General features: G+C 55.5%; 26 protein-coding genes and 1 tRNA gene. 11 read left to right on the plus strand and 16 right to left on the minus strand.

Going from position 1 to position 24,217, the window contains the following annotated elements; translation table 11 throughout:
* The first annotated feature begins 153 nt into the window (after positions 1 to 153).
* Positions 154 to 1,410, plus strand: a complete 1,257-nt coding sequence (locus ACR0DU_RS13335) for a molybdopterin molybdotransferase MoeA (protein ID WP_480875208.1) — start codon at positions 154 to 156, stop codon at positions 1,408 to 1,410.
* Here the strand turns inward: ACR0DU_RS13335 and ACR0DU_RS13340 are convergent.
* The 10 genes from ACR0DU_RS13340 to ACR0DU_RS13385 all read right to left on the minus strand — a co-directional run bounded on the left by ACR0DU_RS13340 (position 1,394) and on the right by ACR0DU_RS13385 (position 10,466).
* Positions 1,394 to 1,939 (minus strand): N-acetyltransferase family protein, encoded by a 546-nt coding sequence (locus tag ACR0DU_RS13340; RefSeq protein WP_480875210.1) that lies wholly within the window; start codon positions 1,937 to 1,939, stop codon positions 1,394 to 1,396. The genes ACR0DU_RS13335 and ACR0DU_RS13340 overlap by 17 nt on opposite strands.
* Positions 1,936 to 2,490: a helix-turn-helix domain-containing protein gene (locus tag ACR0DU_RS13345; RefSeq protein WP_319545315.1), complete on the minus strand. Its 555-nt coding sequence runs from the start codon at positions 2,488 to 2,490 to the stop codon at positions 1,936 to 1,938. The genes ACR0DU_RS13340 and ACR0DU_RS13345 overlap by 4 nt, the downstream gene beginning before the upstream one ends.
* A 115-nt stretch (positions 2,491 to 2,605) precedes the next feature.
* Entirely contained in the window at positions 2,606 to 3,622 is a 1,017-nt protein-coding gene (locus tag ACR0DU_RS13350; protein WP_480875212.1) for an extracellular solute-binding protein, read from the minus strand.
* A gap of 375 nt (positions 3,623 to 3,997) precedes the next feature.
* Entirely contained in the window at positions 3,998 to 5,197 is a 1,200-nt protein-coding gene (locus ACR0DU_RS13355; RefSeq protein ID WP_480875215.1) for a pyridoxal phosphate-dependent aminotransferase, read from the minus strand.
* Complete coding sequence (locus tag ACR0DU_RS13360; protein WP_170780736.1) at positions 5,194 to 5,856, minus strand: TetR family transcriptional regulator C-terminal domain-containing protein; 663 nt, start codon at positions 5,854 to 5,856, stop codon at positions 5,194 to 5,196. The genes ACR0DU_RS13355 and ACR0DU_RS13360 overlap by 4 nt, the downstream gene beginning before the upstream one ends.
* Before the next feature lie 165 nt (positions 5,857 to 6,021).
* Positions 6,022 to 7,281, minus strand: a complete 1,260-nt coding sequence (locus ACR0DU_RS13365) for a TRAP transporter large permease (protein ID WP_170780735.1) — start codon at positions 7,279 to 7,281, stop codon at positions 6,022 to 6,024.
* Positions 7,278 to 7,811: a TRAP transporter small permease gene (locus ACR0DU_RS13370; RefSeq protein WP_480875218.1), complete on the minus strand. Its 534-nt coding sequence runs from the start codon at positions 7,809 to 7,811 to the stop codon at positions 7,278 to 7,280. Before ACR0DU_RS13370 ends, ACR0DU_RS13365 begins: the two co-directional genes overlap by 4 nt.
* Positions 7,812 to 7,874: 63 nt before the next feature.
* A complete protein-coding gene (locus tag ACR0DU_RS13375) occupies positions 7,875 to 8,804 on the minus strand; it encodes a TRAP transporter substrate-binding protein (protein ID WP_480875250.1) in 930 nt (309 codons plus the stop codon).
* 70 nt (positions 8,805 to 8,874) lie between these two features.
* The gene (locus ACR0DU_RS13380; RefSeq protein ID WP_480875220.1) at positions 8,875 to 9,417 is read right to left on the minus strand and encodes a 3-hydroxyanthranilate 3,4-dioxygenase; all 543 of its coding nucleotides are present in this window, start codon (positions 9,415 to 9,417) and stop codon (positions 8,875 to 8,877) included.
* A gap of 95 nt (positions 9,418 to 9,512) precedes the next feature.
* Positions 9,513 to 10,466: a dihydrodipicolinate synthase family protein gene (locus ACR0DU_RS13385; protein ID WP_480875223.1), complete on the minus strand. Its 954-nt coding sequence runs from the start codon at positions 10,464 to 10,466 to the stop codon at positions 9,513 to 9,515.
* A 146-nt stretch (positions 10,467 to 10,612) separates the two neighbouring features.
* On the opposite strand from ACR0DU_RS13385, the gene ACR0DU_RS13390 reads away from it, so the two are divergent.
* The 3 genes from ACR0DU_RS13390 to ACR0DU_RS13400 all read left to right on the plus strand — a co-directional run bounded on the left by ACR0DU_RS13390 (position 10,613) and on the right by ACR0DU_RS13400 (position 13,868).
* Positions 10,613 to 11,386 carry an aspartate dehydrogenase gene (locus ACR0DU_RS13390; protein WP_480875226.1) on the plus strand — a complete coding sequence of 258 codons (774 nt, stop codon included), beginning with the start codon at positions 10,613 to 10,615 and terminating at the stop codon, positions 11,384 to 11,386.
* A 2-nt stretch (positions 11,387 to 11,388) separates the two neighbouring features.
* Positions 11,389 to 12,333, plus strand: coding sequence for a LysR substrate-binding domain-containing protein (locus ACR0DU_RS13395; protein WP_480875229.1), 945 nt, complete (start codon positions 11,389 to 11,391; stop codon positions 12,331 to 12,333).
* A 104-nt stretch (positions 12,334 to 12,437) separates the two neighbouring features.
* Entirely contained in the window at positions 12,438 to 13,868 is a 1,431-nt protein-coding gene (locus ACR0DU_RS13400; protein ID WP_170780729.1) for an NAD-dependent succinate-semialdehyde dehydrogenase, read from the plus strand.
* A gap of 83 nt (positions 13,869 to 13,951) precedes the next feature.
* Here the strand turns inward: ACR0DU_RS13400 and ykgO are convergent, their stop codons facing one another.
* Together ykgO and ACR0DU_RS13410 are read right to left on the minus strand one after the other, a co-directional pair.
* The gene (gene ykgO, locus ACR0DU_RS13405) at positions 13,952 to 14,077 is read right to left on the minus strand and encodes a type B 50S ribosomal protein L36 (protein ID WP_005648635.1); all 126 of its coding nucleotides are present in this window, start codon (positions 14,075 to 14,077) and stop codon (positions 13,952 to 13,954) included.
* A 90-nt stretch (positions 14,078 to 14,167) separates the two neighbouring features.
* Positions 14,168 to 14,242: transfer RNA gene (locus ACR0DU_RS13410), tRNA-Val, on the minus strand.
* A gap of 150 nt (positions 14,243 to 14,392) precedes the next feature.
* Between ACR0DU_RS13410 and ACR0DU_RS13415 the strand changes: the two genes are divergently transcribed.
* Positions 14,393 to 15,265, plus strand: coding sequence for an N-formylglutamate amidohydrolase (locus tag ACR0DU_RS13415; protein WP_480875231.1), 873 nt, complete (start codon positions 14,393 to 14,395; stop codon positions 15,263 to 15,265).
* Positions 15,266 to 15,267: 2 nt separating this feature from the next.
* Here the strand turns inward: ACR0DU_RS13415 and ACR0DU_RS13420 are convergent, their stop codons facing one another.
* Positions 15,268 to 16,521: a DNA polymerase IV gene (locus ACR0DU_RS13420; protein ID WP_480875234.1), complete on the minus strand. Its 1,254-nt coding sequence runs from the start codon at positions 16,519 to 16,521 to the stop codon at positions 15,268 to 15,270.
* A gap of 89 nt (positions 16,522 to 16,610) precedes the next feature.
* On the opposite strand from ACR0DU_RS13420, the gene ACR0DU_RS13425 reads away from it, so the two are divergent.
* The gene (locus ACR0DU_RS13425) at positions 16,611 to 17,003 is read left to right on the plus strand and encodes an NUDIX domain-containing protein (protein ID WP_480875236.1); all 393 of its coding nucleotides are present in this window, start codon (positions 16,611 to 16,613) and stop codon (positions 17,001 to 17,003) included.
* Between the two features lie 280 nt (positions 17,004 to 17,283).
* On the opposite strand, the gene pyrF is transcribed toward ACR0DU_RS13425, so the two are convergent.
* Complete coding sequence (gene pyrF, locus ACR0DU_RS13430) at positions 17,284 to 17,988, minus strand: orotidine-5'-phosphate decarboxylase (RefSeq protein WP_170475935.1); 705 nt, start codon at positions 17,986 to 17,988, stop codon at positions 17,284 to 17,286.
* A gap of 141 nt (positions 17,989 to 18,129) precedes the next feature.
* On the opposite strand from pyrF, the gene ACR0DU_RS13435 reads away from it, so the two are divergent.
* Positions 18,130 to 18,450: a hypothetical protein gene (locus tag ACR0DU_RS13435; protein ID WP_480456728.1), complete on the plus strand. Its 321-nt coding sequence runs from the start codon at positions 18,130 to 18,132 to the stop codon at positions 18,448 to 18,450.
* A gap of 127 nt (positions 18,451 to 18,577) precedes the next feature.
* Entirely contained in the window at positions 18,578 to 21,196 is a 2,619-nt protein-coding gene (gene clpB / locus ACR0DU_RS13440) for an ATP-dependent chaperone ClpB (RefSeq protein WP_480875238.1), read from the plus strand.
* Positions 21,197 to 21,271: 75 nt separating this feature from the next.
* On the opposite strand, the gene ACR0DU_RS13445 is transcribed toward clpB, so the two are convergent.
* Positions 21,272 to 21,649: a VOC family protein gene (locus ACR0DU_RS13445; RefSeq protein ID WP_480875240.1), complete on the minus strand. Its 378-nt coding sequence runs from the start codon at positions 21,647 to 21,649 to the stop codon at positions 21,272 to 21,274.
* Between the two features lie 40 nt (positions 21,650 to 21,689).
* Between ACR0DU_RS13445 and ACR0DU_RS13450 the strand changes: the two genes are divergently transcribed.
* The 3 genes from ACR0DU_RS13450 (at position 21,690) to msrQ (ending at position 23,879) form a co-directional block, all read left to right on the plus strand.
* Complete coding sequence (locus ACR0DU_RS13450) at positions 21,690 to 22,229, plus strand: winged helix-turn-helix transcriptional regulator (RefSeq protein WP_480875243.1); 540 nt, start codon at positions 21,690 to 21,692, stop codon at positions 22,227 to 22,229.
* 131 nt (positions 22,230 to 22,360) lie between these two features.
* The gene (gene msrP / locus ACR0DU_RS13455; protein ID WP_480875253.1) at positions 22,361 to 23,260 is read left to right on the plus strand and encodes a protein-methionine-sulfoxide reductase catalytic subunit MsrP; all 900 of its coding nucleotides are present in this window, start codon (positions 22,361 to 22,363) and stop codon (positions 23,258 to 23,260) included.
* Positions 23,261 to 23,264: 4 nt separating this feature from the next.
* Positions 23,265 to 23,879 carry a protein-methionine-sulfoxide reductase heme-binding subunit MsrQ gene (gene msrQ / locus ACR0DU_RS13460; RefSeq protein ID WP_480875256.1) on the plus strand — a complete coding sequence of 205 codons (615 nt, stop codon included), beginning with the start codon at positions 23,265 to 23,267 and terminating at the stop codon, positions 23,877 to 23,879.
* A 102-nt stretch (positions 23,880 to 23,981) separates the two neighbouring features.
* Here the strand turns inward: msrQ and ACR0DU_RS13465 are convergent.
* Positions 23,982 to 24,217 (minus strand): hypothetical protein (locus ACR0DU_RS13465; protein ID WP_480875245.1); only part of this gene is annotated, 236 nt, incomplete at its 5' end.

The raw sequence follows: 24,217 nt of genomic DNA on the forward strand, positions 1-24,217 counted from the left end.
TACACAGCCCACTTTCAGAGGCAAAATAGCTGATCTCGAATTTATTGCAGATTTAACCTCGATCAAAGAACTGCAATTCACCGCTCTTTAAATTCGCCACGTCGATCTCTGGCCTGCCAGAGCGATCGGAGTAATGGATTAAGAGGGCTCAAAATGGCTGACGGGTGTGATTGTGACCGTAACGCTCTCATATATCAAACCGTGGATGCGGCCTTAACCCTTGGCCTGTCGATCACGCACCCAGTTGGTAACACTGAATCCTTACCGCTGCAGCAAGCGATCGGGCGTGTTCTGGCCGAGGAGTGTTACAGTAAGGTCGACATGCCAGCCTTCGACAATTCGGCCATGGATGGCTACGCCATTCGGACTGGCGATCTGGACGAAGGGCTTGAGTTTGAATTGCCGATAGGCGGGCGAATGGCCGCCGGTGATAGCGGAATGCACAACGCACAAGTGGGCAGCGCCTTGCGTATTTTTACCGGCGCTCCGGTTCCAACGGAGTTTGATGCCGTTCTTATGCAAGAGGACTGCAGCGTAATCGCAGACCGCGTCCGATTTTCTCGTCGGCCCAAGCCCGGTCAACACATACGCCGCACGGGCGAGGATTTACAGGTCGGGACCCAGATTCTGTCCCGCGGATGTGAGATTACGGCGCGCGAAGCTGCCGTACTGGCGTCTTCTGGTCACGGGCGCGTCAAGGTATATCGCAAACTGAGGGTGACAATTTTTTCGACTGGCAGTGAGTTGCGCGAGCCGGATGAAGTGCTGGGCCCCGGCCAGATTTACAACTCCAATCGGTATATGCTGTTGGCTTTGTTGAACAAGCCGTGGATTGATTTAACGGATTGCGGCCAGATCGAAGATGACCCCAAACTTCTGAAGCGCGTGTTGGAGGAGGCTTGTGAAACGTCTGATCTAATCGTCACCACAGGTGGCGTTTCGGTGGGGGATGAAGATCATATGCCTCGCCTGTTCAAGGAAATTGGCGGTGAGACTGATGTGATGAAGGTGGCAATGAAGCCGGGCAAGCCAATCATGTTCGGGCGCCGTGGGGATGCGCTATATGTTGGGCTACCGGGCAATCCAGTATCTGCTTATGTCACATGGCAGATCATCGGGTCGCACATAATGGCGCGGAAGGCAGGATTGAGCCACACTCAGCCGGTAAGCGAGCAAGCTGTTCTGGCAGAGCCATTGCAACGCCAAGCAGGTAGGCAGGAATATCGGCCGGTGCGGATTGAAGGCACATCACCAGAGGGGACTCCGCAGTTGCGATGTCTGGCGGCATCCTACAGCGGGCGGGTGGCATTGCTGGCGCAGTCCGACGGGTTGGCGGTAATCCCGGCAGAGATCGCGAACTTGCCTGAAGGGCACCGGGTTGAGTTTTTGAGATTTAATCGACTGTTTTGACGACCGGTAATAAGCTCAGGTCCTTAAACATATAGGTTGTGGGTTCCAGTCGATTTTCGAACGGGTTGCGGCAATAGTTCGGAATTTCGCCAGAGATTTGAAAACCCAGCGACTGGTACAATACCCGTGAAGGATCGGAGCTACGGGTATCCAGAACCAGTAAGGATTTTTCCAGTTCAACCGCCCGTGCTTCCAAAGCGGTCATCAGGGCGCGTCCCAGCCCACGGCGGCGCGCATCGGGGTGGACCAGCAGTTTGGCAACATCTGCACGATGGGGCTGGTTTGGCATTGTGGCTTGAATCAATTGCACTGTACCTTGAATGCGTCCATCACCATAGGCAACGAACAGATCGAGCGTGCCTTGGCGCAGGCCGGGGCGCACCCGATCCCGCCAATAAGTAAGGGCGGCTTCGTGTGAAAATGGCAGGATGAAACCTATGCTGGAACCGGTATGCACGCACCGATGAAGGATATCCGACAAATCCTCCAGTGCGGCATCGAAAAAGGCCTCGGACAAGCGCGAGATCATATTAGCACCAGCAGATAACGCGCGCCTCGTTTCGCCCCGGTTTCAAACCGCGTGGGTCCGGACAAGTGATAGCGCAGACAGTCGCCGCCGCTGAGTGCGTGGCGCACTCCGTCTACTGTCAGCGCCAATTCGCCGTCCAGAACAATCAGATGATGTTCCTGCCCCGGTTTGGGTGGTGTCTCGTAGTTTATGACGGTTTCGCGGGGCAGATGGCCCTCCATCACTTCACCGCTGAGTCCCGTCGCCGGAGGTGAGACCGACCGGCGCGTAAAACCGCTTTCGGCGTCGTGCCATTCGGGTTGCTTTTCAAAAGGCACCTTAGGGTCGAAACTGTCCTCGACCATCATCAACAAGCGCGACATCGGCAAGCTGTACGCCGCACATAAACGTCCAAGGGTTTCGGCGGTTGGGCTAACATCACCATTTTCCATCCGCGAAAGGGTGGCTCGACTGATACCGCTTTGGTCCACCAGTTGTTCAAGCGACCAGCCACGGCCCTGACGCAGCTCGCTCAGACGTTTTGCAAGGCGGTTTGAGAGGTTGTCTAGCATAGATCAAATATGGGAATCATTTTCATAATTGAGAATTATGCCAAAAATAATGTAGTATGCAACAAAAAAGGACGCGGAATATCCGCGCCCTTAACTGCTCGGGTTGCCAGATAACTTACTTCCAGCCAACCTCATTAAAGATTTTTTGCGCCTCGGGGATGTTCTTGGCGACTTCCGAAAGGTTCACCTCATCCGCTTTGAAATTACCCAACGCTGCAACGTTGTCGGCGAGTGCTACACCTTCGACCGCGGGAAACTCATCGTTTCCGTTTGAAAAATATACCTGGGCCTGATCGCTCGCGAGATATTCGAGGAACTTGATGGCATTCTCTTTGTTCGGCGCGTTCGCCGCGACACCTGCGCCCGACAGATTCATATGAGCGCCCTCAGCGCCTTGAGCCGGGAACTGCACGCCGATCATATCGATATCTGCGCTCAGGCCTTTTACGTCTTTGCGCATAGCACGAGCAAAGTAGTAGGAGTTTGAAACAGCGACCTCACACTCGCCGGAAACGATACCGCGCAGCTGGTCGGTGTCACCGCCCTGTGGCTCGCGGGCCATATTGGCGACAACGCCTTCGGCCCATTTCTTGGCTTCTTCCGCACTGTGGTTGGTGATGATCGACGCCAAAAGTGTCTGGTTATATGTGTTGCTTGACGACCGTATACAGATCAGTCCTTCATACTCTGGCTTGGCCAGATCCAGATAGGTGGCCGGGGGATTGGCAACGTCGGCCTTGTCGTAAAAGATGATCCGTGCGCGCTGCGAGAATCCGTACCACTGATTGTCCTGATCCTGCAGATTGGCCGGGATGCGTTCTTCCAGCACTGCACTTTCGATGGGCTGCAGAATACCAGCATTCTTGGCGCGGGCCAGACGTGATGTGTCGACTGTTAGAAGGATATCGGCAGGTGAATTCGCACCTTCAGCTTCCATCCGCGCGATCAACTCATCTGCTTTGCCTTCAATGCGGTTGATGGTGATGCCGGTGGCGTCTTCGAAGTCAGAATACAGGCGCTCATCAGTGTCATAGTGGCGCGAAGAATAAAGGTTCAGCTCACCTTCGGCTGCAGCCGAGGTGGAGATCAGAGCCGTCAAGACGACGGCGATACATGTGGAGGATTTCAGCATGATGTGTCCCAACATTACAATTCGGTGCGGGCGCTTACCCGACTGAAACAGTCAATTAGACGATTTGGCAGGAGATGCAAGCAATTCCGACAAAATTACTTGGTCAAATTGTCGCCGCGCTTGAAGGCTTAAACGATAAGGCATCGGATACTGCAGTTGAGTTGCCAGTGCAGTCATTATTCGGAGTGAACCGCGTAAGCTCTGCGCGTCCCGTTTTATGTTAAATGTATGGGTGATCACGTGCCCTCTGGCCGCAAACGAGACCAATTCAAGTGACATAGCCCTATGTGTTGGGGCTAAATCAAACTTGTAGAACCAACTAAGATCAACCGCTTTAGAGCGATGCTATCATGAACATTTTTTCTAATGCGGCGTCTAAGCATGCCTTGCTCTGATGCGTTCGCAGGTTAACAAATTGGCGTGGTCCACAATACGGCTGACCGCTGTGGAAAATTTGGCATCACTGATCGTCAGCGCGACACGTACCCAATCGTTCAAGCCGTCGCCAAAGGCTGATCCGGGCATGACGGCCACGCCAGCTTGTAGCAGATCCCAGGCGTAGGCCTCTCCGTTTAAACCGGTGGCTGAGACGTTGATAAGTGCAAACATCCCTGCCTCTGGCCGGTGTACTGTCAGCTTCGTTTCGGCGCGCAGTCGCTCGGCCAACAGGGTGGCGCGCGACGCAAATCGTTCAGCCATTTCAGGGGCCACTTCAGATCCGCTTCGGATCGCCAGTTCTGTCATGTCTGCAATAAAAGGCTGGTTCCCGAACAGCATGGTTTCGGAAAAAGGCAGCAAAGCCTCACAAAATGAGACGGGTCCAATACACCAACCGCTGCGGAAGCCCGGGGCCGCATGTGATTTCGAGATCGAAGAAACCGCGATAACGCGATCAGCCAGATTCGACATAGCTAATGGCGAAAAAAATCTCGCGCCTTCATAGACGAGTTCTTCATAGACTTCGTCTGAGATAATCCACAAATCATGTTTGATCGCCAATTGTCCAATCTCGGCAATGTCTGCCTCGGTCAGAATTGCACCTGTGGGGTTGTGTGGTGTGGTTAGTAAAATCGCGCGACTGCACGATGTTATCCGCGGCGCGATGTCCTGCGCCTGCATGCGAAATCCGCATTCAGGTCGAAGCGGAACGGGCACCACGTCAGCGCCAGACGCGCGAATAACCCCTTCGTAAGTCGCATACATCGGGTCCCCGACAAGAACCTCGTCTCCGGTCTGAGCCACCCCGGCCATTACTGCAAACAATGCGGTTTGGGTTCCGGGGAAGCACAAAACACTCTCAGGTTCAAAAACTCGCCCTCGGTTGGCTGTGTAGCGTTCGGCAATCGCTGTAAGTAAACCAGGTTCACCGTGGCCATTGGAATACCCAGTGCGCGCAGCCCTTAGCGAAGATACGGTGGCTTCAATCAGTGTATCTGGAACAGGGACGTCTGGTTCGCCAATTGTCATCTCGACGATATCCGCACCAGTTTTGATAAGCTCTCGTGCTTTCAGGTGTACACCCCATTTCGCCCCTCCCAAGTTGGCGAGCCGTTTAGTTACGTCAGTGGTTCTCAAGGCTGCCTCATATCTTTGGTTAACGGAATTCTGATGATCGCACTGATCGCTGTCAGCCCAATCTGCGCTAGTTGCCCATCAGAGAAAGCGTCCGGGATGGCGCCACCTTCAAGCCAAAGCCCATCAAGTACCGCGTTGCAGGCGATCGCTAGTTGAGTTGCCTCGGATGCTTTGACCGTGTGTCCGGATTCGTTCAATGCCGCGACGATCAGTTTCTCAAGTTTGTCGCGAAAATAGGTATAGGTCTGTTGGTGGATACACTGCATTTTGGGGTCATGGAGTACCCGGTTCAGAAAACCGGCCCATAACGCTATGGCAGCTGGATCAACTACCGGAGGCTGTAGTGACGCAGTCACAAAATTGGTTAGCTGAGACACCGCGGTCCCATCACCTGCCGCGGCTGTTGTTTGATCGGTCAGAGCGTTCATGTGATGTTCATAAGCGGCCTGAATCAGTTCTTCTTTCGATAAGAAATAATGCCGGATCAATCCCTGCGTAACGTTTGCGCGAGCGGCAATTTCGCGGACAGTTGCGCCGTGTAAACCTATCTCCGCAATCAGGTCCAACGTCGCCTGAATCAGGGCTTCACGTCGAGATTCGGCGGATTGACGCGTGAATTTCCGACCTTGGGTTATCATTTCCAATCCATGAAATGCCATTGTTATGCAGTTGTATAATTATGAATACTATTGATTATCGCAAGGTGATTTTAACCAAGGATTGGATCAAGAATGGGCGGCTATTCTTGTAAAAATCGTTCTGCGGTACACGGGGATGGAAACGATGATGAACCACCCAGCAAAGACCTAACCGGGTAGAACGGGCTATATCAAAGCCGTCGACAGTATTGGAGCGTAGCTCAGTAGGATCAGAACGGTGGCAACTGCGATTAGAAAGGGCCAAAGAGATTTGAGAATAGCCCCCGGGCTCGTGCCGCTCATTGAGGAAGCGATGTAGAGGCCGATTCCGACAGGTGGTGTCAGCAGGCCCAGAACCAGATTCAGGCAAACGACAACACCGAATTGATATGGGCTGATATCATAGGATCCGGTTGCGATGGGCAAAAGAATGGGTGTGATCAGAATGATCGCTGCGATGCCGTCTATGACCATTCCAACCAAAAGCAGGGCGAGATTGACGATCAGCAGAAACAGAAACGGATCGGATGTAATTGAGGTGATCAAACCGGCCAGATGTTGGGGGATTTCTTCGTAGATAATAACCCAGCCGAAAACGCTGGCAGCGGCGATCATGAACAGGATCATTGACGCGTTTGAGGCGGTTCTTTTGAACATCTCGCCCAAGTTTTGAGGTTTAAGATCGCCATAGATCAACCATCCGACCAGAAACGCGATCAGTGAGGCGATGGCGGCGGATTCGGTTGGCGTGGCGATGCCGAACAGGATGCCTCCGATGATCGAAACAGGGATCAGTAGGGCGGGCAGGGCAGCGATCAGAGCGCGCATCGCGTCGCCACGTGACATCCAGACGCCCTTGGGAAACTGCTGCGACCACCCAATCAAAGTGATCACCAGCGCAAAGGCCCCGGCCAGCAGTAGACCCGGAATGATTCCTGCGATGAACATGTCGCCGATCGGGATCTGAGCCAGAACCCCGAAGATGACGAACATCATCGAGGGCGGAATGACGGGCGCAAGCAGGCCTCCCGCCGCTGTGGTCGCTGCGGCAAAGCCTTTATCATAACCTTCTTCTTCCATCGCGGGGACCATGGCGCGCGACATTACGGCAATCTGCGCGGTGGCAGAGCCAATGATGGCGGCCATGAACATGTTGGCTAACAGGTTGATATAGGCAAGCCCACCTCGGAACCCGCCCACAAAGACACGCGCCAAAGCAACCAGGCGACGCGTCATGCCGCCTTCGTTCATCAGCTCTCCGGTTAACATGAACAGGGGAATCGCCAGCAGGCCATAATTCTCCAGCCCGCCAAACATCTTCTGGGCGAAACTGTCATAGAGGACAGTGTTACCGCTCTCCCAGATGTACCAGATCGCCGTAATTGCAAGAACGATGGCGACGGGAACCGACAAAAGCAGTGCGGCCAGAAAGACAATCGGGCTCACGATTGCGCGCCCTTAGTTTGCCAAGCCAGCAGGTGCATCGTGGAATGCAATGTGGCCCCCAGAGCGAACAGCCACATGACCAGCCAGAACAGATATTTCGGCAGCCCGAGGGTCAGGGTTGGCTCGGCATAGATGAAATTGAAAGTGTTGCCCTGAAAAGTCGCTGTATCGAATCCAGCGCGCGCAATGTCCAAAGGCAGGAACCAGCGCCAGCAGAAGTACAGCATCGCGACGGCGAAAACGAATACAACCAGATCCACCACCTTGCCGATGATTGCCCTGATATGAGGTGGTACCAGATCAACAACGAGCGTAATCGAGACCGAGTTGCGGTGATGCAATGCTGCTGATGCGCCTAGAAACGTCATCCAGACCATCGCATAGATCGCCAACTCATCCACCCAGAAAAGCGCGTTTCCTGCTGTGCGTGTCACCACGTTCAGCAAGATCAACAGGGTCACGCAGACCGCCAAGCCTGCGGCACACCACAACTCTACTCGCGCCCAGGCGGCTGACAGCCGGTACAACATCGCTGATCCCCTATGAAAAAGGGCGCAGGATCGACCTACGCCCTTTCCTTGATGTATTCGCCTTTATTTGGTTTCTGCCGCAGTCGCCCGCAATGCGTCAAGGGATGAGGTTTTTTCCGACCAGATACCGTTCCATTCCTCGATGGCATCGCCGAAGAACGAGGCATCCACTTTCTTGTAGGCCTTGCCGGTGCCCTCGATCTGATCCAGCCACTTGGCCTCATTGGCTACATAGGCATCGATGGTGCTGTCCACATGCTTGGCCATCAGATCGCCAATCATTGCGCGATCTTCATCGGATAGACCGGCCCAGACCTTTGCCGAAACTAGACCGACCATTGGGAACATCATGTGGTCCGACTGCACGATCGTATCGGCGTGATCATAGTATTTCAGAACCCAGATCAATTCGGCATCCATGTCGATGGCATCGACCTGACCATTCGCCAATGCGTCGTAGACCGCCGGTAGCGGCATCGGAGTCGGAGCAGCCCCAACTGCGTTGTAGAAATCAAGGATCGGTGTGAAGGGCGTGATCCGAAGTTTCAGGCCTGACAAGTCGTCCGCTGATGACACTTCTCCCCGGCTGACGATCTGGCGCAGGCCAGCCATACCGTAGCCAACGCCCACGACGCCAACCTGACCGGGCAGGGGCTCCAGCATTGTTTTGGCGGTATCGGAACGCAGGATACGCCCAGCATGGCCAATATCATCCGCCAGATAGGGGGCGTAAAACGCACCCAATTCTGGTGCGCGGTTCGATACCTCGGCCACCGTCATGAACGCCATGTCCAGCGCACCGGTCTGAAGTTGCTGCAACATCTCGGCCTCGTTCCCTAACTGGCGGGCCGGGAAAACCGAAACGGAATGAGCGCCACCGCTGGCTTCATTCAACTCGGCCCCAAAGGACTCTGCTGCTTTGGTCCAGATATGCGGGGGTGGAGTAATCAGGCCCAGACGGAATTCATCTGCATGGGCGGCCAGCGATGTCATAGCAAGCGCGGCTGCTGATGCGGCGATCTTAGCAAAATGTCTCATGTGTTTCCCTGTCCTATTGTTGGTGTCAGAGTGTGACCCAGCCTTCTGGCGGCTCTTTGCCCGGATGCACAGTCTGGCACTGCGGGCATGTTCGGTCGTCTTCCGATGCATAGAATTTTTCGTAGACTGGCGGCAAGTCTTTGACGATGGACTGCAGTTGCATCTCGGCTCGATGAACGAGTGATCCGCACTCAAAACAGTACCACTCGATAGCGTCCAGCTCACCTGTCTGCCGTTTGGGTTCTATAACCAACCCGATCGAGCCTTCCTGCGGGCGCTGCGGAGAATGACGCACATGGGGCGGCAGCAGGAAAATCTCGCCCTCGCGGATCGGGACGTCGTAGAACTCATTCCCATCAAACAGTTTCAATACCATGTCACCTTCGAGCTGGTAGAAAAACTCCTCGACCGGATCGTCATGGTAGTCGGTCCGCTTGTTCGGTCCACCAACCACAGTGACCATCAGGTCGGTATCTTCCCAGATCTGTTGATTGCCGACAGGCGGTTTCAGCAGGTGACGGTGTTCGTCGATCCATTTCTGAAAGTTGAATGCTCTTAACTTCGACATATCCCACTCCCTGTTAGTGGAAGATTGGCCTGTTTTCCCATAACCGCAAAGAAATTATCTGCATTTAGATATCCGATTTGTTTATATCTGTCGGGCTAAACCTTAAGTCCGCTTTCTTCGAACCCATTGCGAATGATCTCTTTTTCGGCCTCTGTCAGTTCTAACATCGGGGGCCGTACCTGCCCGCCAGTTTGTCCCAATAGTTCTTGCCAGTATTTGCCAAAGGCGGTGGGTTTGTCCGCAGGCCGGGTACGCTTCATTGCGTCCCGCACTGGGTTCAGGCTGTCGAACACTTTGCGTGCTTCATCTGCTTTGCCCGCAAAGGCCAGCCGCGTGTATTCATTCATCCGCTGGTCGTTTCTGCTCTGCAACAGGTAGGGTGGTGACGAGCACAGGTACAGTTTCCAGTTCAGTTCGAGGATGTTATCCAGCCACTCATGTTCGGCTGAGGTAGAGACTTGAATCTTGTCGCCGACCATATGGGTCAGCTTCACGTACATCTCGCGCGGGACCGAGTATTTGATCGCAACGATATTGGGCAGATCGGCAATCCGCGCGCATTCCTCGGGTTGCATGAGATATCCGCTGTCCGGATGGCTCCACATCGCGATTCCAATATCAAGCTCGTCGCAGAACCGTTTATAATACTGGTACAGAACCTCTCCGCGGTCCTGAACAAAACTCAGAACGGGCGCATGCAGAACGACGTAGTCGGCACCGCAATTCTGCGCATGGCGTGCCAGGTCCAGCGCTGTGTCCATGTTCTGATCCGAGACTGAAACGATCACACCGGCCCTGCCCGCACATTCATCGACGGCTACCTCAAAGTTTCGTTTGCGCTCTTCAAGGGTCATCGAAAAGAATTCGCCTTGTTTGCCCGCTACAAACAGGCCCTGAATACCCAGATCGTCAATCCAGTGCCGGATATTAGACCTCAACCCTGCCTCATCGAGCGTAAGGTCGTCATTGAACGGATTCAAGGCTGCTGCCCAAATTCCTGTCATATGTTCGCGCGCATAGGCTTTTGCATCGTGCTTGGAGTATTTCATATTGGACGGGCCTTCCGGTTGACCGCATCATGAAAGCCCGATCATTCCACCTGATCCAATGCGAAAGCCGGGAATTGGGTATCGGAAAATAGAATATCCATGGATTATCAATTTGGAAAACTTTAGCGCTGGAGTAGGCTTGCCGCATGAAGATCGGATTGATTGGTAAAGGCGCAATTGCGCAATATGTTTCGAACGCGGTTCAGGCCCGGGGACATTCGGTTTGCGCGGTGCTGGTGAGATCGGGCAGCGTTTCGCAAAATCCGGAACTGTTTGTAGATTCGGTTTCGAGCCTCACGGCGAATACGGAACTGGTGATTGATTGCGCGGGGCATCGGGCACTGGAGGAGTACGGGCCCCAGATTCTGGCTTGCGGCATCGACATGATTACCGTTTCCATCGGCGCATTGGCGGATCAGCGGGTGGCAGATGCGTTGGCATCGGTTGCAAGGGAAGGTGGCGCAAAGCTGCATTTGGCCAGCGGTGCGATCGGAGCGCTCGATTGCCTTAGCGCCGCCGCGACGGGCAAGCTGGAAAAGGTCACCTATGTCGGGCGGAAACCGCCACTGGGCTGGATGGGTTCACCGGCAGCGGACAAACTGGACCTAGAGACTCTGACAATCGCGGAAACGCACTTCAAAGGCACCGCCCGCGAAGCTGCGCTGAGATATCCCAAAAACGCGAATGTTGCGGCGGCGGTCGCGCTGGCAGGGCTGGGTTTCGACCAAACGCAGGTCCGTCTGATCGCTGACCCATCGATCACGCGCAACATCCACGAGATCAAAGCCGAAGGCGATTTCGGGCAGTTCCATTTTCAGATCAGCGGAAATTCCCTGCCTGACAATCCGCGCAGCTCAGCACTGGCCGCGATGAGCGTCATCTCGAAACTCGAACAGATTTCAAGTCCGGTCGTGCTCTGATCATGGTTGGACGTCATTCACGCATTGTCGACCGTGCCCTGACTCGGCTGAAATTGCGCCAGTTGCGATTGCTTGTTGCCGTAGGCGCACACGGCAATATCCAGAATGCCGCGCGTGAGCTGGGCATTTCGCAACCCGCAGCGACCAAGATGATTCAGGATCTGGAACTAGACTTTGAGGTCAAACTATTCAGCCGAACCAATCGCGGCGTTATCCCAACTGTGTTCGGAGAGACCCTGATCCGTCATGGCAAACTGATCTTTGCACAAGTCTCAAACGCAGCGCAGGAAATTGATGACCTGAATGAGGGGAATTCGGGGCGTGTGGTTGTGGGTACTCTGCTCGCCGCCTCGACCAGCCTGCTGCCAACGGCAATTGAAATATTGTTGGCCGATCGCCCGAACGTGGCAATCAAGATCAATGAAGGCACGAATGAAGTTCTGATGCCCCGATTGCTGTCAGGTGAAATCGATATGGTGGTAGGACGCCTGCCCTCGCACCGACACCGTGACAAGATCAGGCAGGAGAAACTGTTCGAGGATCACATACTTGCAATTGTTGGCAATCAGCACCCCCTTGCCAGGCGTAAGAACATCTCGTTTGCCCAGACCAAGCCTTTTGGCTGGATTGTGCCCCCATTGGAAACCACACTCAGACGACAGCTCGACCATTTCTTCGTTGGTCAGCAACAATATGTGCCGCCGGTGATGATAGAATCCGTGTCCTACCTAACCAACCGGGCTTTGCTGCAATCGCGCGATTTGATTGGGCTTATGCCGGCCGAAGTTGTCTCGCAGGACGTTGCCCACGGTTATTTGACGCCGTTGGATTGGGACGTACCCTTTGGTCAGGGGCCCATCGGAGTTTCATTTCGTGCCGATGCCGATCTGTCCCCGGCAGGCCGGGCTTTCAAAGCCGCGCTACACCAAGCAGTGCAACAGAAATAGGATCAGGTATTCGCCAATTTGATATCAGTATTCATCCAATTCACTTGAAGTAATGTCAGCCATTGCATGAGTTGAAAGGGTCCTAATTCGGAGGCATCAGTTACATGTATCCTGAGCTTAAGCTGTTCATCGCAGGAAAATGGCGCACGACCAGCCAGGATGTGCCTGTCGTTAACCCGGCGACCGAAGAAGAAATCGCACGTCTTCCCTGTGCGTCCAAAAGCGATCTGGATGATGCGCTTGATGCGGCTGTCAAAGGCCTCAATATCTGGAGCCGCACCGCACCACGCGAACGTGCTGACACGATCCTGCGCGCTGCTGCACTGATGCGGGAACGTCAGGAGGAGATCGCTCAATCCATCACTTTGGAACATGGCAAACCGCTAAAACAGGCCCGACTTGAGGTGATCCGAGGGGCCGAGTTCTTTGAGTGGGACGCGGGCGAAGCAATGCGCACCTATGGACGGATCATACCCGCTGCGCCGGGTCATAAATTCGCGGTACATCACCAGCCCATCGGTGTGGTCGCCGCGTTTTCACCTTGGAACTTTCCTATGAGCCAGCCGGCACGGAAAATCGCTGGTGCGCTCGCCTCAGGTTGTTCGATCATCTTGAAAGCGGCCGAAGAAACACCGGCGGGTGCGATCCATATCGCAAAGGCCTTTGACGACGCTGGATTACCTCCGGGTGTGTTGAATCTTGTGTTCGGCAACCCAGCAGAAATCTCTGGCCACTTGATCCCGCAGGAACCGATCCGGCTTGTGGCTTTTACCGGTTCGACAGCAGTGGGCCGCCATCTGACCACGCTTGCGTCCGAACATATGACGCAGGTGCTGATGGAACTGGGTGGCCATGCGCCCGTAATTGTCTGCGAAGATATCGATGTTCGGGCGGCAGGTGTATCAAGCGCGGTTCGAAAGATGCGCAACGCCGGGCAGGTCTGTACATCACCGACTCGGTTCTTTGCCCATGAAAGCATCTTCGATGCGTATTCAGACGCGTTCGTCGAACGCGCCGCTGCAACTGTTGTCGGCAACGGGATGGGCCAAAATGTTGAGATGGGGCCACTGGCCAATGATCGCCGTGTACCTGCATTGACAGAACTGGTGGAAGACGCCCGCGCAAAGGGCGCGACGGTTGCGACAGGCGGAGCCAAACATGGTGACAAGGGCTACTTCTTTCAGCCCACAGTCTTACTGAATGTGCCCGACAATGCGCGTATCATGCAGGAAGAACCTTTTGGTCCGGTGGCGGTAATCAATCCGGTCACTTCATTGGATCATGCGATTGAGCAGGCAAATTCGGTGCCCTATGGATTGGCAGGCTATACCTTCACCAATCGCGCAGATTATATCGACCGTTTGATCGATGAGGTCGAGGTGGGCAATCTGTCGATCAACACGCTCGAAGCCTCGATGCCCGAAACGCCTTTTGGTGGTGTGAAGTCCAGCGGCTATGGCCGTGAGGGCGGAACCGAAGGGTTGGAGAACTACATGACGGTCAAGCATGTCTGGCACTCGGCCAAACTCTCTTAACCCAGGCGTCGCACAAATCACTTCACCCCTAAACAAAAAACCGCGCTCAAAGGCGCGGTTTCTTATTCGGATATGTGCAGTTCTTAGCCCTGACGAGCTTTGAACTTGCGCTGCGTCTTGTTGATCACGTAGACGCGGCCTTTGCGACGCACAACCCGGCAATCACGGTGCCGGTTCTTGAGCGAGCGGAGCGAGTTCTTGACCTTCATGGTCTGTCTCCAATCTGCGGCGCCTTCATCAAGGACGTGGCCAGCGCCTGGGTTAATCGGGTGCCCCGGAAATCCGAAGCAGTGAATTCATGGTGGGCGGTACAAGGATCGAACTTGTGACCCCTTCGATGTCAACGAAGTGCTCTACCGCTGAGCTAACCGCCCATGAAACCGCCGCTTGGCCTACCCCATAACGAAATGGGGCGCGGAACCCCGCGCCGGTAGCGGGGTCTATAAAAGGAGTCGTTAGGGGGATCAAGGGGTTTGGCAGAACTATTTTCCGGTCTATGTTCAATGCGAACGAACGGAGAGCCCATGCCCAACGCCGCGACCAATGCAGTCTATGTTCTGGATATGCCCGCAGAGCGTACCTCATGCGTGGTATTTGCCTCTCCGCATAGCGGTCGGGCATATCCCGCATCGCTGCTTAAACGGTCTGTACTGAACCGTAAAATGATTCGGTCTTCCGAGGATGCCTATGTCGATCAGCTATTCGTCTCGGCCCCGGAATCCGGAGCGCCATTCCTCGCCGCAGCCATGCCACGCGCCTATCTGGACCTGAACCGCAGTGCAGATGAATTGGATCCGGCGCTGATTCAGGGCGCGCGCCGTCACGGGCACAATCCGCGTGTGGCTTCGGGGCTGGGCGTAATACCCCGCGTAGTCGCCAATGGGCGCGCGATTTACAGTGGTAAGCTGACGATGGACGAAGCGCGCCTGCGGATCGACACTTACTGGCGGCCCTATCACCAAAAACTGAAATCCCTTCTGTCCGAATCGCATGAGATGTTCGGGCAAGCGATCCTGATCGATTGCCACTCGATGCCACATGAGGCGGTCGCAATGGCCGGCGGCTCTGGCGGTACGCGCCCCGAGATCGTTCTGGGTGATCGGTTTGGTGCTGCTGCTTCGGGGGTGATCGTCGATCAGATTGAATCTGCATTCACAGATGCGGGTCTGAATGTAGCTCGTAATGCGCCTTTCGCAGGGGCCTATGTCGCCCAAACCTATGGCCGCCCAACCCGGCAGCAACACGCAATCCAGATCGAGATCGACCGCTCCCTGTATATGGACGAAGATACAATTCAGCCAAACGGCAACTTTCAGTCGTTCCGTGAGGTGCTGCGGCAGGTCACCGGCAAGATTGCCTCCATAGGGTCCGAGCCGCTGTCGCTGGCTGCTGAATAGCCTTAGCGCAGCGCGCGTCCCTTAACGATCGCATCACTACCAAATCGGCGGCGAATATCGTCTGTGGCCCGCTCAGCCTGGGATCTGCGTGTGGCACCGGGATCCAGCAAATCACCCGAAATATCGGCCTGATCCTCGGTGCACAAATCGGATAGGCCACATCCAAGCAGGCGATACGGACCCTGATCCCCAACCTGATCGAACAATCCGCGCGCCGTGCGATATATCCTGTCCGCGATCTGTGTCGCGTCGCGCAACGACACGCGCCGGGTAATGACTTTGTGATCGGCTTGTTTCAGTTTCAGCGTCACAATCCGACCCGCCAATCCCTTGGCTTTGGCACGATCGGCCACTTTTTCGGACATGCGCCACAGGTGTCCGTCTAATATTTCGATGCTGGCGGTGTCTTCAAAGAACGTGGTCTCGTTGCTTATCGACTTCATCGGTTCATGCGCAGAGACGCGCCGCTTGTCCTGCCCTCGTGCCAGATGCCATAACCGATATCCCATTGATCCGAAGCGCGCAGTCAGTGCCTCCTGATCCCAGCGTAGAAGATCGGCGAACGATCGAATTCCTGCACGATCCAGCGATTCCTGCGCTGCCGGGCCAATTCCCCAGATCAACCTCACAGGTTTATCGTGCAAAAACTCAGCTGTTTCAGCCTTGCCGATCACCGAAAACCCGCGCGGTTTGTCCAGATCTGAAGCGACCTTGGCCAGAAACTTGTTGTGGCTAAGACCGATTGAGCCGGTCAAGCCAAGTTCATCCTTCATTCGTCTGACCAGCCGTGCCAGCATTACAGCTGGTGGCGCACCATGCAGTCGTTCAGTGCCCGACAAGTCCATGAACGCCTCATCTAGTGAAAGCGGTTCCACAACAGGCGTCAATTCGTCCATCATCTCCCGGATTTGGCGTGAAACACTGGCATAAACCGACATGCGCGGTTTGATCACGACCGCATCGGGGCACAGCTGAAGTGCCTTGAACATCGGCATCGCTGATCGCACGCCGCGTATACGCGCGACATAACACGCGGTCGATACCACCCCGCGCTTTCCACCCCCGATAATCACCGGCTTGTCTGCCAGTTCGGGATTATCGCGCTTTTCGACAGATGCGTAGAAGGCATCGCAATCCATGTGGGCGATGGTTAGATCGAACAACTCGGGGTGCGATTTCAATCGTGGGCTGCCACAGTATGTGCAGCGCTTGCTCTGCTCTATTTGATTTAAACAATCGCGACAGATAGCAGGCATCACAGGTTCTTTCGGGCCAGTTTCGACTTGGCGAAGTCTCTGGGTCGGTTAGAATCTATCTCGATTGGGCTGGAATAAAAAGGGGATTGATGGATTTCACGGGGGCCAAAACTGCGCTGTTCCTCGGGGACGAATTGCTTGTGATTTTGCGAGACCAAAAAGATGATATCCCCTTTCCCGGGCATTTCGATTTCTCCGGCGGAGGGCGAGAGGAGGGCAAATCCCCAATAGAATGTGCATTGCGTGAGACGGTCGAAGAAGTTGGGCAGAACTTGTCGGAAACTGATCTTGTATGGTCCCGTCAATACGATCAAAGCTGGTTCTTTGTTGCCCGACGCCCAGCTCAGGATGTGCATCTTGTCCAATTTGGTGACGAAGGGCAGGGATGGTGCCTGATGCACCCTCAAGATTATTTGGCCGACCCACTGGCCATACCCAATTTCGTTGCCCGTCTAAAGGATTACCTGACCGAACTTGGGTAGTGGAAAAGGGTTGCTGGTTCTCAGAAGAAAGCCCCCCGCTGGTGCGGGGGGAGGAAACGGACCTCAGGAAGAGATGGCCCGTTGGGGAGTGTCTCAAGCCCAGAATCGCGCAAATTCGCCCATTTCGATACCTTCAAGCCAATCGTGCAATAAACTCGTATTTTTCATGTGTGTTTTCGGGCACAGGGGCGATTTGGCGCGGCTGCAGTGAAAATTGACGTAAGGTCAACTGGTTGCAGGTCGAACTTGTCCTCTATTCTGCATTAATCCGGTTGCTCAGTCAGTGCCGCGGCAAAGAAATTAGTTCGTTCAGAACGGCTTCTGCGGCGGCCCGTGGATTCTCCGCCTCATAGATCGGACGACCCACAACTATGTGGTCCGCGCCGTCTCCAATAGCGCTGGCAGGGGTTGCGACTCGCTTCTGGTCGCCATGTGCAGCGCCAGCCGGGCGCACTCCAGGCGTGACAATCAGACGGCCTTCGGCTTGGGGTAGGGCCCGGATCAGAGCAGCCTCCTGAGGGCTGGCGATTACGCCATCGGCCCCCGCCTCAAATGCCTTGGCTGCACGTTCAACCACAAGGTCCTGAACATCGCCCGCTTTCAGAAGGCTCGCATCCAAATCGTCCCTGTTCAGGGATGTCAGGACGGTAACCGCCAAAATCTTCAGGTCTTTGCCCGCTGCACCTTCCTTTGCGGCGCGCACCACATGCGGGTCGCCATGAACAGTGAGGAAGTCCAAGTCAAACTGCGCCAACCCACGTACCGCATTTTCAACAGTATTGCCGATATCGAACAGCTTCATGTCCAAAAATATGCGCTTGCCGTGATCCTGTTTAAGCTCGTTGGCCAATGCCAGCCCGCCGCCGGTCAGCATCCCCAGCCCGATTTTGTAAAACGAAACAGCATCCCCCAGCCGCTCAGCCATGGCCAGACCCTGCAGGGCGTTTGGGACATCGAGGGCTACGATTAGGCGGTCATCGGACATAGGGGGCTCCTTTTTGGCAAACGTGTGCGTCCTAACGGGTTCGGAGCGATCTGTCTATGCGCGAAGCCTGAGGTGAAACGGTTCACGTACTAAGTTGCGCAATGTGCTAATGTGCAAACGTTCAGAACAGGGAAAAGAAAGATGAAAAAAGTAATTCTACTTGGCGTGGCACTGATGTTGGCCGCATGCGAAGATGCGCCTCAGAGTGATCCGCCCGAAACTGGTGCTGCACCGGCTCCAACCAATGACAATCTTCTGCTGGTGCGTGGGTATCGATCGGAAGACGACTGGTGTCAACTGACAGGGGAGACAGCCTATACCGGCAACTTCCTCGATCATACAGCTGATCTGGTTTCATGCCCCACAGGCAGCAGTGCCGAGCAATCTTTGGTTGAAATGTATGATGCTGACGTGATGGGCCAAACCGGCGGTTATTCCGTCTATTCTATTCCGCGCGGGTGACACCGATTTATCTGCTTTAGCCCCTTGAATGGGAAAAGACATTTCCCAAATTGAATGTGAGGCCCAGACCGACGCGTGCCGCCAAGCGGGCGCATCAAAACGGGGCGCTTAAGAAAAGGAGAATGCTATGGACTTGAACAAGTTCACCGAGCGGGCACGGGGATTCGTGCAAGCGGCGCAGACCATTGCGCTGCGTGAGGGGCACCAAAGGCTGGAACCCACACATATTCTGAAAGCATTGATGGATGACGATCAGGGGCTGGCGAGCAACCTGATCACACGCGCTGGCGGCGCACCGAACCGTGTTGTTGAGGCGTTGGACGCTGCAATGGGCAAGATCCCAAAGGTCAGCGGCGACGCGAGCCAGATTTATATGGATGGCCAGACTGCCAAGGTTTTGGACGAGGCAGAGAAGATCGCCACCAAGGCAGGCGACAGCTTTGTGCCGGTTGAACGCATCTTGATGGCGCTGTGTATGGTGAAATCCAAAGCCAAAGAGGCGTTGGAGGCCGGTGCCGTATCCGCCCAGAAACTGAACGAAGCGATCAACGACATCCGCAAGGGTCGCACCGCTGACACCGCATCGGCGGAAGAGGGCTATGACGCGCTTAAGAAATACGCGCGCGACCTGACCGAAGCCGCAGCCGAAGGCAAGATCGATCCGATCATCGGGAGGGACGAAGAAATCCGCCGTTCGATGCAGGTTCTGTCGCGTCGGACCAAAAATAACCCAGTTCTGATCGGGGAACCCGGCGTCGGTAAAACCGCGATTGCCGAGGGTATGGCCCTGCGCATCGTCAATGGCGACGTGCCGGAATCGCTAAAGGACAAGAAACTGCTCGCGCTCGACATGGGCGCGCTGATCGCTGGTGCGAAGTACCGTGGTGAGTTTGAAGAGCGCCTGAAGGCTGTTCTGACCGAAGTGACCGAGGCCGCTGGTGAGATCATCCTCTTCATCGACGAGATGCACACGCTGGTCGGGGCTGGGAAGTCCGACGGCGCGATGGACGCTGCCAACCTGATCAAACCCGCGCTTGCCCGGGGTGAGTTGCACTGTATTGGTGCGACGACGCTGGATGAGTACCGCAAATACGTCGAAAAAGACGCGGCCCTAGCGCGCCGGTTCCAGCCCGTTGTTGTGGCTGAACCGACCGTCGAGGACACGATCAGCATCCTGCGTGGCATCAAGGAAAAGTACGAGCTGCACCACGGCGTGCGAATTTCCGACTCTGCGCTGGTGTCGGCGGCGACCTTGTCGCACCGCTATATCACAGACCGCTTCCTGCCCGACAAAGCCATCGACCTAGTCGATGAGGCGGCGTCGCGTCTGCGGATGGAGGTCGACTCCAAGCCCGAAGAACTCGATCAGTTGGACCGCCAGATCCTGCAGATGCAGATCGAGGAAGAGGCCTTGAAGCTGGAAGACGATGCGGCCTCCAAGGATCGTCTGGAAACCTTGCAAAAGGATCTGGCCGATCTGCAGGAGCAATCTGCCGAGATGACCGCCCAGTGGCAGGCTGAACGCGATAAGCTCGCTGGCGCGCGCGATCTGAAAGAACAGCTCGACAAGGCGCGCGCTGATCTGGAGATCGCCAAGCGCGAAGGCAACCTCGCTAAGGCGGGTGAGCTGTCTTACGGCGTAATTCCCGAGCTTGAGAAAAAGCTGACCGAGGCTGAGAACACCGAAAGCAGCCAGATGATGGCCGAGGAAACGGTGCGCCCAGAGCAGATCGCTTCGGTGGTGGAGCGCTGGACGGGTATCCCGACCTCGAAAATGTTGGAAGGTGAGCGCGAGAAGCTGCTGCGGATGGAAGACGATCTGCATTCCCGCGTGATCGGTCAAGATGCGGCAGTGACCGCCGTGGCCAACGCCGTGCGCCGTGCGCGTGCCGGTTTGAACGATGAAGGCCGCCCGCTGGGCTCGTTCCTGTTCCTCGGGCCAACCGGCGTGGGTAAGACCGAATTGACCAAGGCTGTGGCGAACTTCCTGTTCGACGACGACAACGCGATGGTGCGCATCGACATGTCCGAGTTCATGGAGAAACACGCGGTCGCCCGTCTGATCGGAGCCCCTCCGGGCTATGTCGGTTATGATGAAGGCGGTGTGTTGACCGAAGCCGTACGGCGCAGGCCCTATCAGGTCGTGCTGTTCGATGAGGTCGAAAAGGCACACCCGGATGTGTTCAACGTGCTGTTGCAGGTTCTGGATGATGGCGTTTTGACCGATGGTCAGGGCCGTACCGTGGACTTCAAGCAAACGCTGATCATCCTGACGTCGAACCTTGGGTCTCAGGCGCTCAGTCAGTTGCCCGAAGGTGCGGACAGCGCGCAGGCACGGCGGGATGTGATGGATGCGGTCCGGGCGCATTTCCGGCCGGAATTCCTGAACCGTTTGGACGAGACCATCATCTTTGACCGCCTCAAGCGGGCCGATATGGATGGCATCGTCGATATCCAGATGGCACGCCTGCAGAAACGTCTGGCCGCCCGCAAGATCGAGCTTGCACTGGACGATGGCGCGAAGGAATGGCTGGCCAATGAAGGCTATGATCCGGTCTTCGGTGCCCGCCCATTGAAACGCGTGATCCAACGCGCTTTGCAGAACCCGCTGGCCGAGGCATTGCTGGCCGGTGAGATCAAGGATGGCGAGACTGTACCTGTCACAGCAGGCACGGATGGATTGATCATCGGCGATCGGCTGGGCACATCGGAACGCCCGCGCCCTGACGATGCAGTGGTTCACTAAGCCTTAAGAACTGAAAAGACCCGCCAATTTGGCGGGTCCTTTTTTTGGTAGTGGTGTGATTGGGGCTGAGAGCGATCAGGCCTGTCCGGCCAAGTCCTGCGCCAGCATCATTGCATTGCCGTCCGGGTCGTAAAATGTGGCAGTGCTGACCATCCCCTCAATCGTCTCGGTTTCGCCGTCAAACTGAACTCCAGCCCCTTCCAAAGCATCGCGTGCGCTTGCGATATCAGCAACACCAAAGACCGGAACGGTGTTTCCGGGCGCTGGTTCTGCCTGCTCACCCAAACCAAGGGTCACGCCTTCGGTTTTGGTGAGCATCTCGCTCCAACCCGCCTCATCAATATGATGAACCAATTCAAACCCGAGCTTCTCATTGTACCATTGTGCGCTGGCGTGGCGGTCTTTGACCGAAATGGCAAGAGTGATGGTGTTTTCTAAGGAAACGAGGGGCATGGAACTTTCCTTTTGTCCTAAAATAAAGTAACTATACTTTATGGACATAAAGCTACTTGTCAAGCTTACCTCTCGGGCCTGGTCGCTGAACATTCTTGCGCAGTTGCACAGTGGGGTTCCGGGCAGGCAGGCCCCATTACTCGCTGCGACCGGGGCAAGCCGGACGGCATTTGCAGCAAGTCTGGAGCATCTGGTCAGCCTTGGCCTGCTTGAACGGAACCCGGGCCACGGCCACCCTTTGCGACCTGAATTCCGTTTGACCAAAGCCGGAGTACAGGCGGCGGCTGTAGCGGCAGAAATCATGGCTTTGGTGCCGGATGATACCGAATTGACGCTACTGCGCCGCAGCTGGACGGTTCCTATTCTGGCGCTGACCCGCCAACCTCGGCGCTTTTCCGGGCTTAGGTCCGACCTTCAGGTGATCACGGATCGTGCATTGTCATCCTCGCTCAAGCAATTGGAGGCGCAGGACTGGGTTCGACGCGATATCGAAACTTCGGCCCGGCTGCCTTTTCCGACCTATCAGGCGGTCAATCTGGGCTGCGAAATAAACCGTGTTGTCGGCTTTAACATCGGGTGACTGATATCTCTGCGCCAAAGCACGCCGAGTTTTCGTTACAATCTGTTCGCTCAATCGTGACGCCTGTTTCCTTGGCTCTGTGCTATCAGACCTTACCTCAGTTCCGAGGTTAATGAATGACGGAGAACCAAATGGCGCATCGCTGGACCAACAAACTGACGCATGCAGACGTCACCCCAAGGGCGGCGTTCCTGAACCGGCGGCAGGTCATGGCCGGTTTGGCGGGTGTCGGGCTGGCGGGCTTTGCACGACCCGCAGCGGCCGAGGCGCTTGAGCCGAATACCTGGGAAGAGATCACCTCGTACAACAACTATTACGAATTCGGGACCCGCAAGGATGACCCGGCGAAATATGCGCACACGCTGGTGACCGAACCCTGGAGTGTCACCATCGACGGCTTGGTCGACCGCCCCGGAGAGTATGATTTCAAGGACATCATGTCTGAAATGACGGTTGAAGAGCGAATCTATCGCTTCCGCTGTGTCGAGGCATGGTCGATGGTCATCCCCTGGAACGGGTTCGAGCTGGCAGATTTGCTTGGCATGGCCGGTGTTCAGGACGGCGCGAAATATGTGGCCTTTGAAACAGCCTATCGACCCGATGAGATGCCGGGTGTCTCATATCCGGTGCTCGACTGGCCGTATCGCGAAGGGCTGCGTTTGGATGAGGCGATGCACCCGCTGACCATTATGGCGACCGGGATTTATGGCAGGGACATCCCGAACCAGAACGGTGCGCCTCTGCGCCTGGTAGTGCCGTGGAAATACGGTTTCAAATCGATCAAATCGATTGTGCGGATCACCCTGACGGATACGCAGCCTCCGACCAGTTGGAACCTGGCGGGTCCGCGTGAATATGGATTCTACAGCAATGTGAACCCCAATGTGGATCACCCCCGCTGGTCGCAGGCCTCGGAACGCCAGATCGGCGGAGGTCTGTTCGCCAAGCGAATCCCGACGCTGATGTTCAACGGGTATGAAGACGAAGTTGCCGGCCTTTACGAAGGCATGGATCTGGCGAAGAACTATTAAGATGATGCAGCGGCTCAACGACCTCTTGCGACGGATCCCCATTTGGTCCGTCTATCTGCTGGGCGCGCTGCCAGCGCCCTGGTTGTTCTATCAGGGCATGACCGGTGGCCTCGGGGTCGAGCCGATCGAGGCGCTCGAGCATGAATTTGGCGAACTGGCGCTACAACTTCTGATTTTGGGTCTCGCGATTTCGCCCTTGCGCCGCTTCGTTGGGCTAAATCTGATGAAGTTCCGCCGTGTGATAGGCGTACTAACATTTTCCTATGTCGCGTTACATCTGTTGATCTGGCTGGTTCTGGATGTCCAGATTCCCAGCCAAATCTGGGCGGATATTATCAAGCGGCCCTATATCACGGTCGGCATGGCTGCCTTTGTATTGTTGCTGCCGCTTGCAATCACATCCAACAACTGGTCGGTTCGCCGTTTGGGGTCTCGGTGGCGCAAATTACATCGTCTGATCTATCCAGCAGCAATTCTGGGGGCGCTTCATTATGTGATGCTGGCGAAGGGGTTTCAGATCGAGCCATTGGTCTATCTGGCGATCATCCTTGGCCTACTGGCCTTGCGTCTGCCGGTCACAACACTCCTGATCCGGTTTAGGCAGGCCGATTCAGTCTGACTCGCGGGCGAGTCTGTGGGTAACCGTGTGAATAACATATCTGAGGTGCTGTTTTGCGATGGTCGGCGTTAGCGACTTCCGGGTGCTGTGGCTGAGTTGCTCTCATAACTGTTTGTTTTTGTGCATTAAAATTTGATATTTGTGTTTTTTTCTGTTTTTTTGATTTTTCCACTTGCGGCTTCTAGGCGATATACTTAGAACGCCCTTCACCGGCGCTGCTGAGGCGGTTGCTGGGACGCTGGGAACGGCGGAGACGGGCCGGAGAGACGGTTGAGACGCATCGGAGAGACGGTGGGCATCTGAGGTTGGTAATTGGGCGGTGGCGCTGAGTGATTGGC

This window comes from Ruegeria sp. G2 (assembly GCF_056533505.1).

Bases quoted from the DNA above. Each gene is read 5' to 3' on its own strand.
- clpB (WP_480875238.1), top strand. From the start codon at position 18,578: ATGGACTTGAACAAGTTCACCGAGCGGGCACGGGGATTCGTGCAAGCG.
- ACR0DU_RS13445 (WP_480875240.1), bottom strand. From the start codon at position 21,649: ATGCCCCTCGTTTCCTTAGAAAACACCATCACTCTTGCCATTTCGGTC.
- ACR0DU_RS13435 (WP_480456728.1), top strand. From the start codon at position 18,130: ATGAAAAAAGTAATTCTACTTGGCGTGGCACTGATGTTGGCCGCATGC.
- ACR0DU_RS13395 (WP_480875229.1), top strand. From the start codon at position 11,389: ATGGTTGGACGTCATTCACGCATTGTCGACCGTGCCCTGACTCGGCTG.
- ACR0DU_RS13370 (WP_480875218.1), bottom strand. From the start codon at position 7,811: ATGTTGTACCGGCTGTCAGCCGCCTGGGCGCGAGTAGAGTTGTGGTGT.
- ACR0DU_RS13400 (WP_170780729.1), top strand. From the start codon at position 12,438: ATGTATCCTGAGCTTAAGCTGTTCATCGCAGGAAAATGGCGCACGACC.
- ACR0DU_RS13375 (WP_480875250.1), bottom strand. From the start codon at position 8,804: ATGACATCGCTGGCCGCCCATGCAGATGAATTCCGTCTGGGCCTGATT.
- ACR0DU_RS13340 (WP_480875210.1), bottom strand. From the start codon at position 1,939: ATGATCTCGCGCTTGTCCGAGGCCTTTTTCGATGCCGCACTGGAGGAT.
- ACR0DU_RS13345 (WP_319545315.1), bottom strand. From the start codon at position 2,490: ATGCTAGACAACCTCTCAAACCGCCTTGCAAAACGTCTGAGCGAGCTG.
- ACR0DU_RS13385 (WP_480875223.1), bottom strand. From the start codon at position 10,466: ATGAAATACTCCAAGCACGATGCAAAAGCCTATGCGCGCGAACATATG.
- ACR0DU_RS13450 (WP_480875243.1), top strand. From the start codon at position 21,690: ATGGACATAAAGCTACTTGTCAAGCTTACCTCTCGGGCCTGGTCGCTG.
- ACR0DU_RS13350 (WP_480875212.1), bottom strand. From the start codon at position 3,622: ATGCTGAAATCCTCCACATGTATCGCCGTCGTCTTGACGGCTCTGATC.
- pyrF (WP_170475935.1), bottom strand. From the start codon at position 17,988: ATGTCCGATGACCGCCTAATCGTAGCCCTCGATGTCCCAAACGCCCTG.
- ACR0DU_RS13425 (WP_480875236.1), top strand. From the start codon at position 16,611: ATGGATTTCACGGGGGCCAAAACTGCGCTGTTCCTCGGGGACGAATTG.
- ACR0DU_RS13420 (WP_480875234.1), bottom strand. From the start codon at position 16,521: ATGCCTGCTATCTGTCGCGATTGTTTAAATCAAATAGAGCAGAGCAAG.
- ACR0DU_RS13380 (WP_480875220.1), bottom strand. From the start codon at position 9,417: ATGTCGAAGTTAAGAGCATTCAACTTTCAGAAATGGATCGACGAACAC.
- msrP (WP_480875253.1), top strand. From the start codon at position 22,361: ATGGCGCATCGCTGGACCAACAAACTGACGCATGCAGACGTCACCCCA.
- msrQ (WP_480875256.1), top strand. From the start codon at position 23,265: ATGCAGCGGCTCAACGACCTCTTGCGACGGATCCCCATTTGGTCCGTC.
- ACR0DU_RS13360 (WP_170780736.1), bottom strand. From the start codon at position 5,856: ATGGCATTTCATGGATTGGAAATGATAACCCAAGGTCGGAAATTCACG.
- ACR0DU_RS13415 (WP_480875231.1), top strand. From the start codon at position 14,393: ATGCCCAACGCCGCGACCAATGCAGTCTATGTTCTGGATATGCCCGCA.
- ykgO (WP_005648635.1), bottom strand. From the start codon at position 14,077: ATGAAGGTCAAGAACTCGCTCCGCTCGCTCAAGAACCGGCACCGTGAT.
- ACR0DU_RS13335 (WP_480875208.1), top strand. From the start codon at position 154: ATGGCTGACGGGTGTGATTGTGACCGTAACGCTCTCATATATCAAACC.
- ACR0DU_RS13390 (WP_480875226.1), top strand. From the start codon at position 10,613: ATGAAGATCGGATTGATTGGTAAAGGCGCAATTGCGCAATATGTTTCG.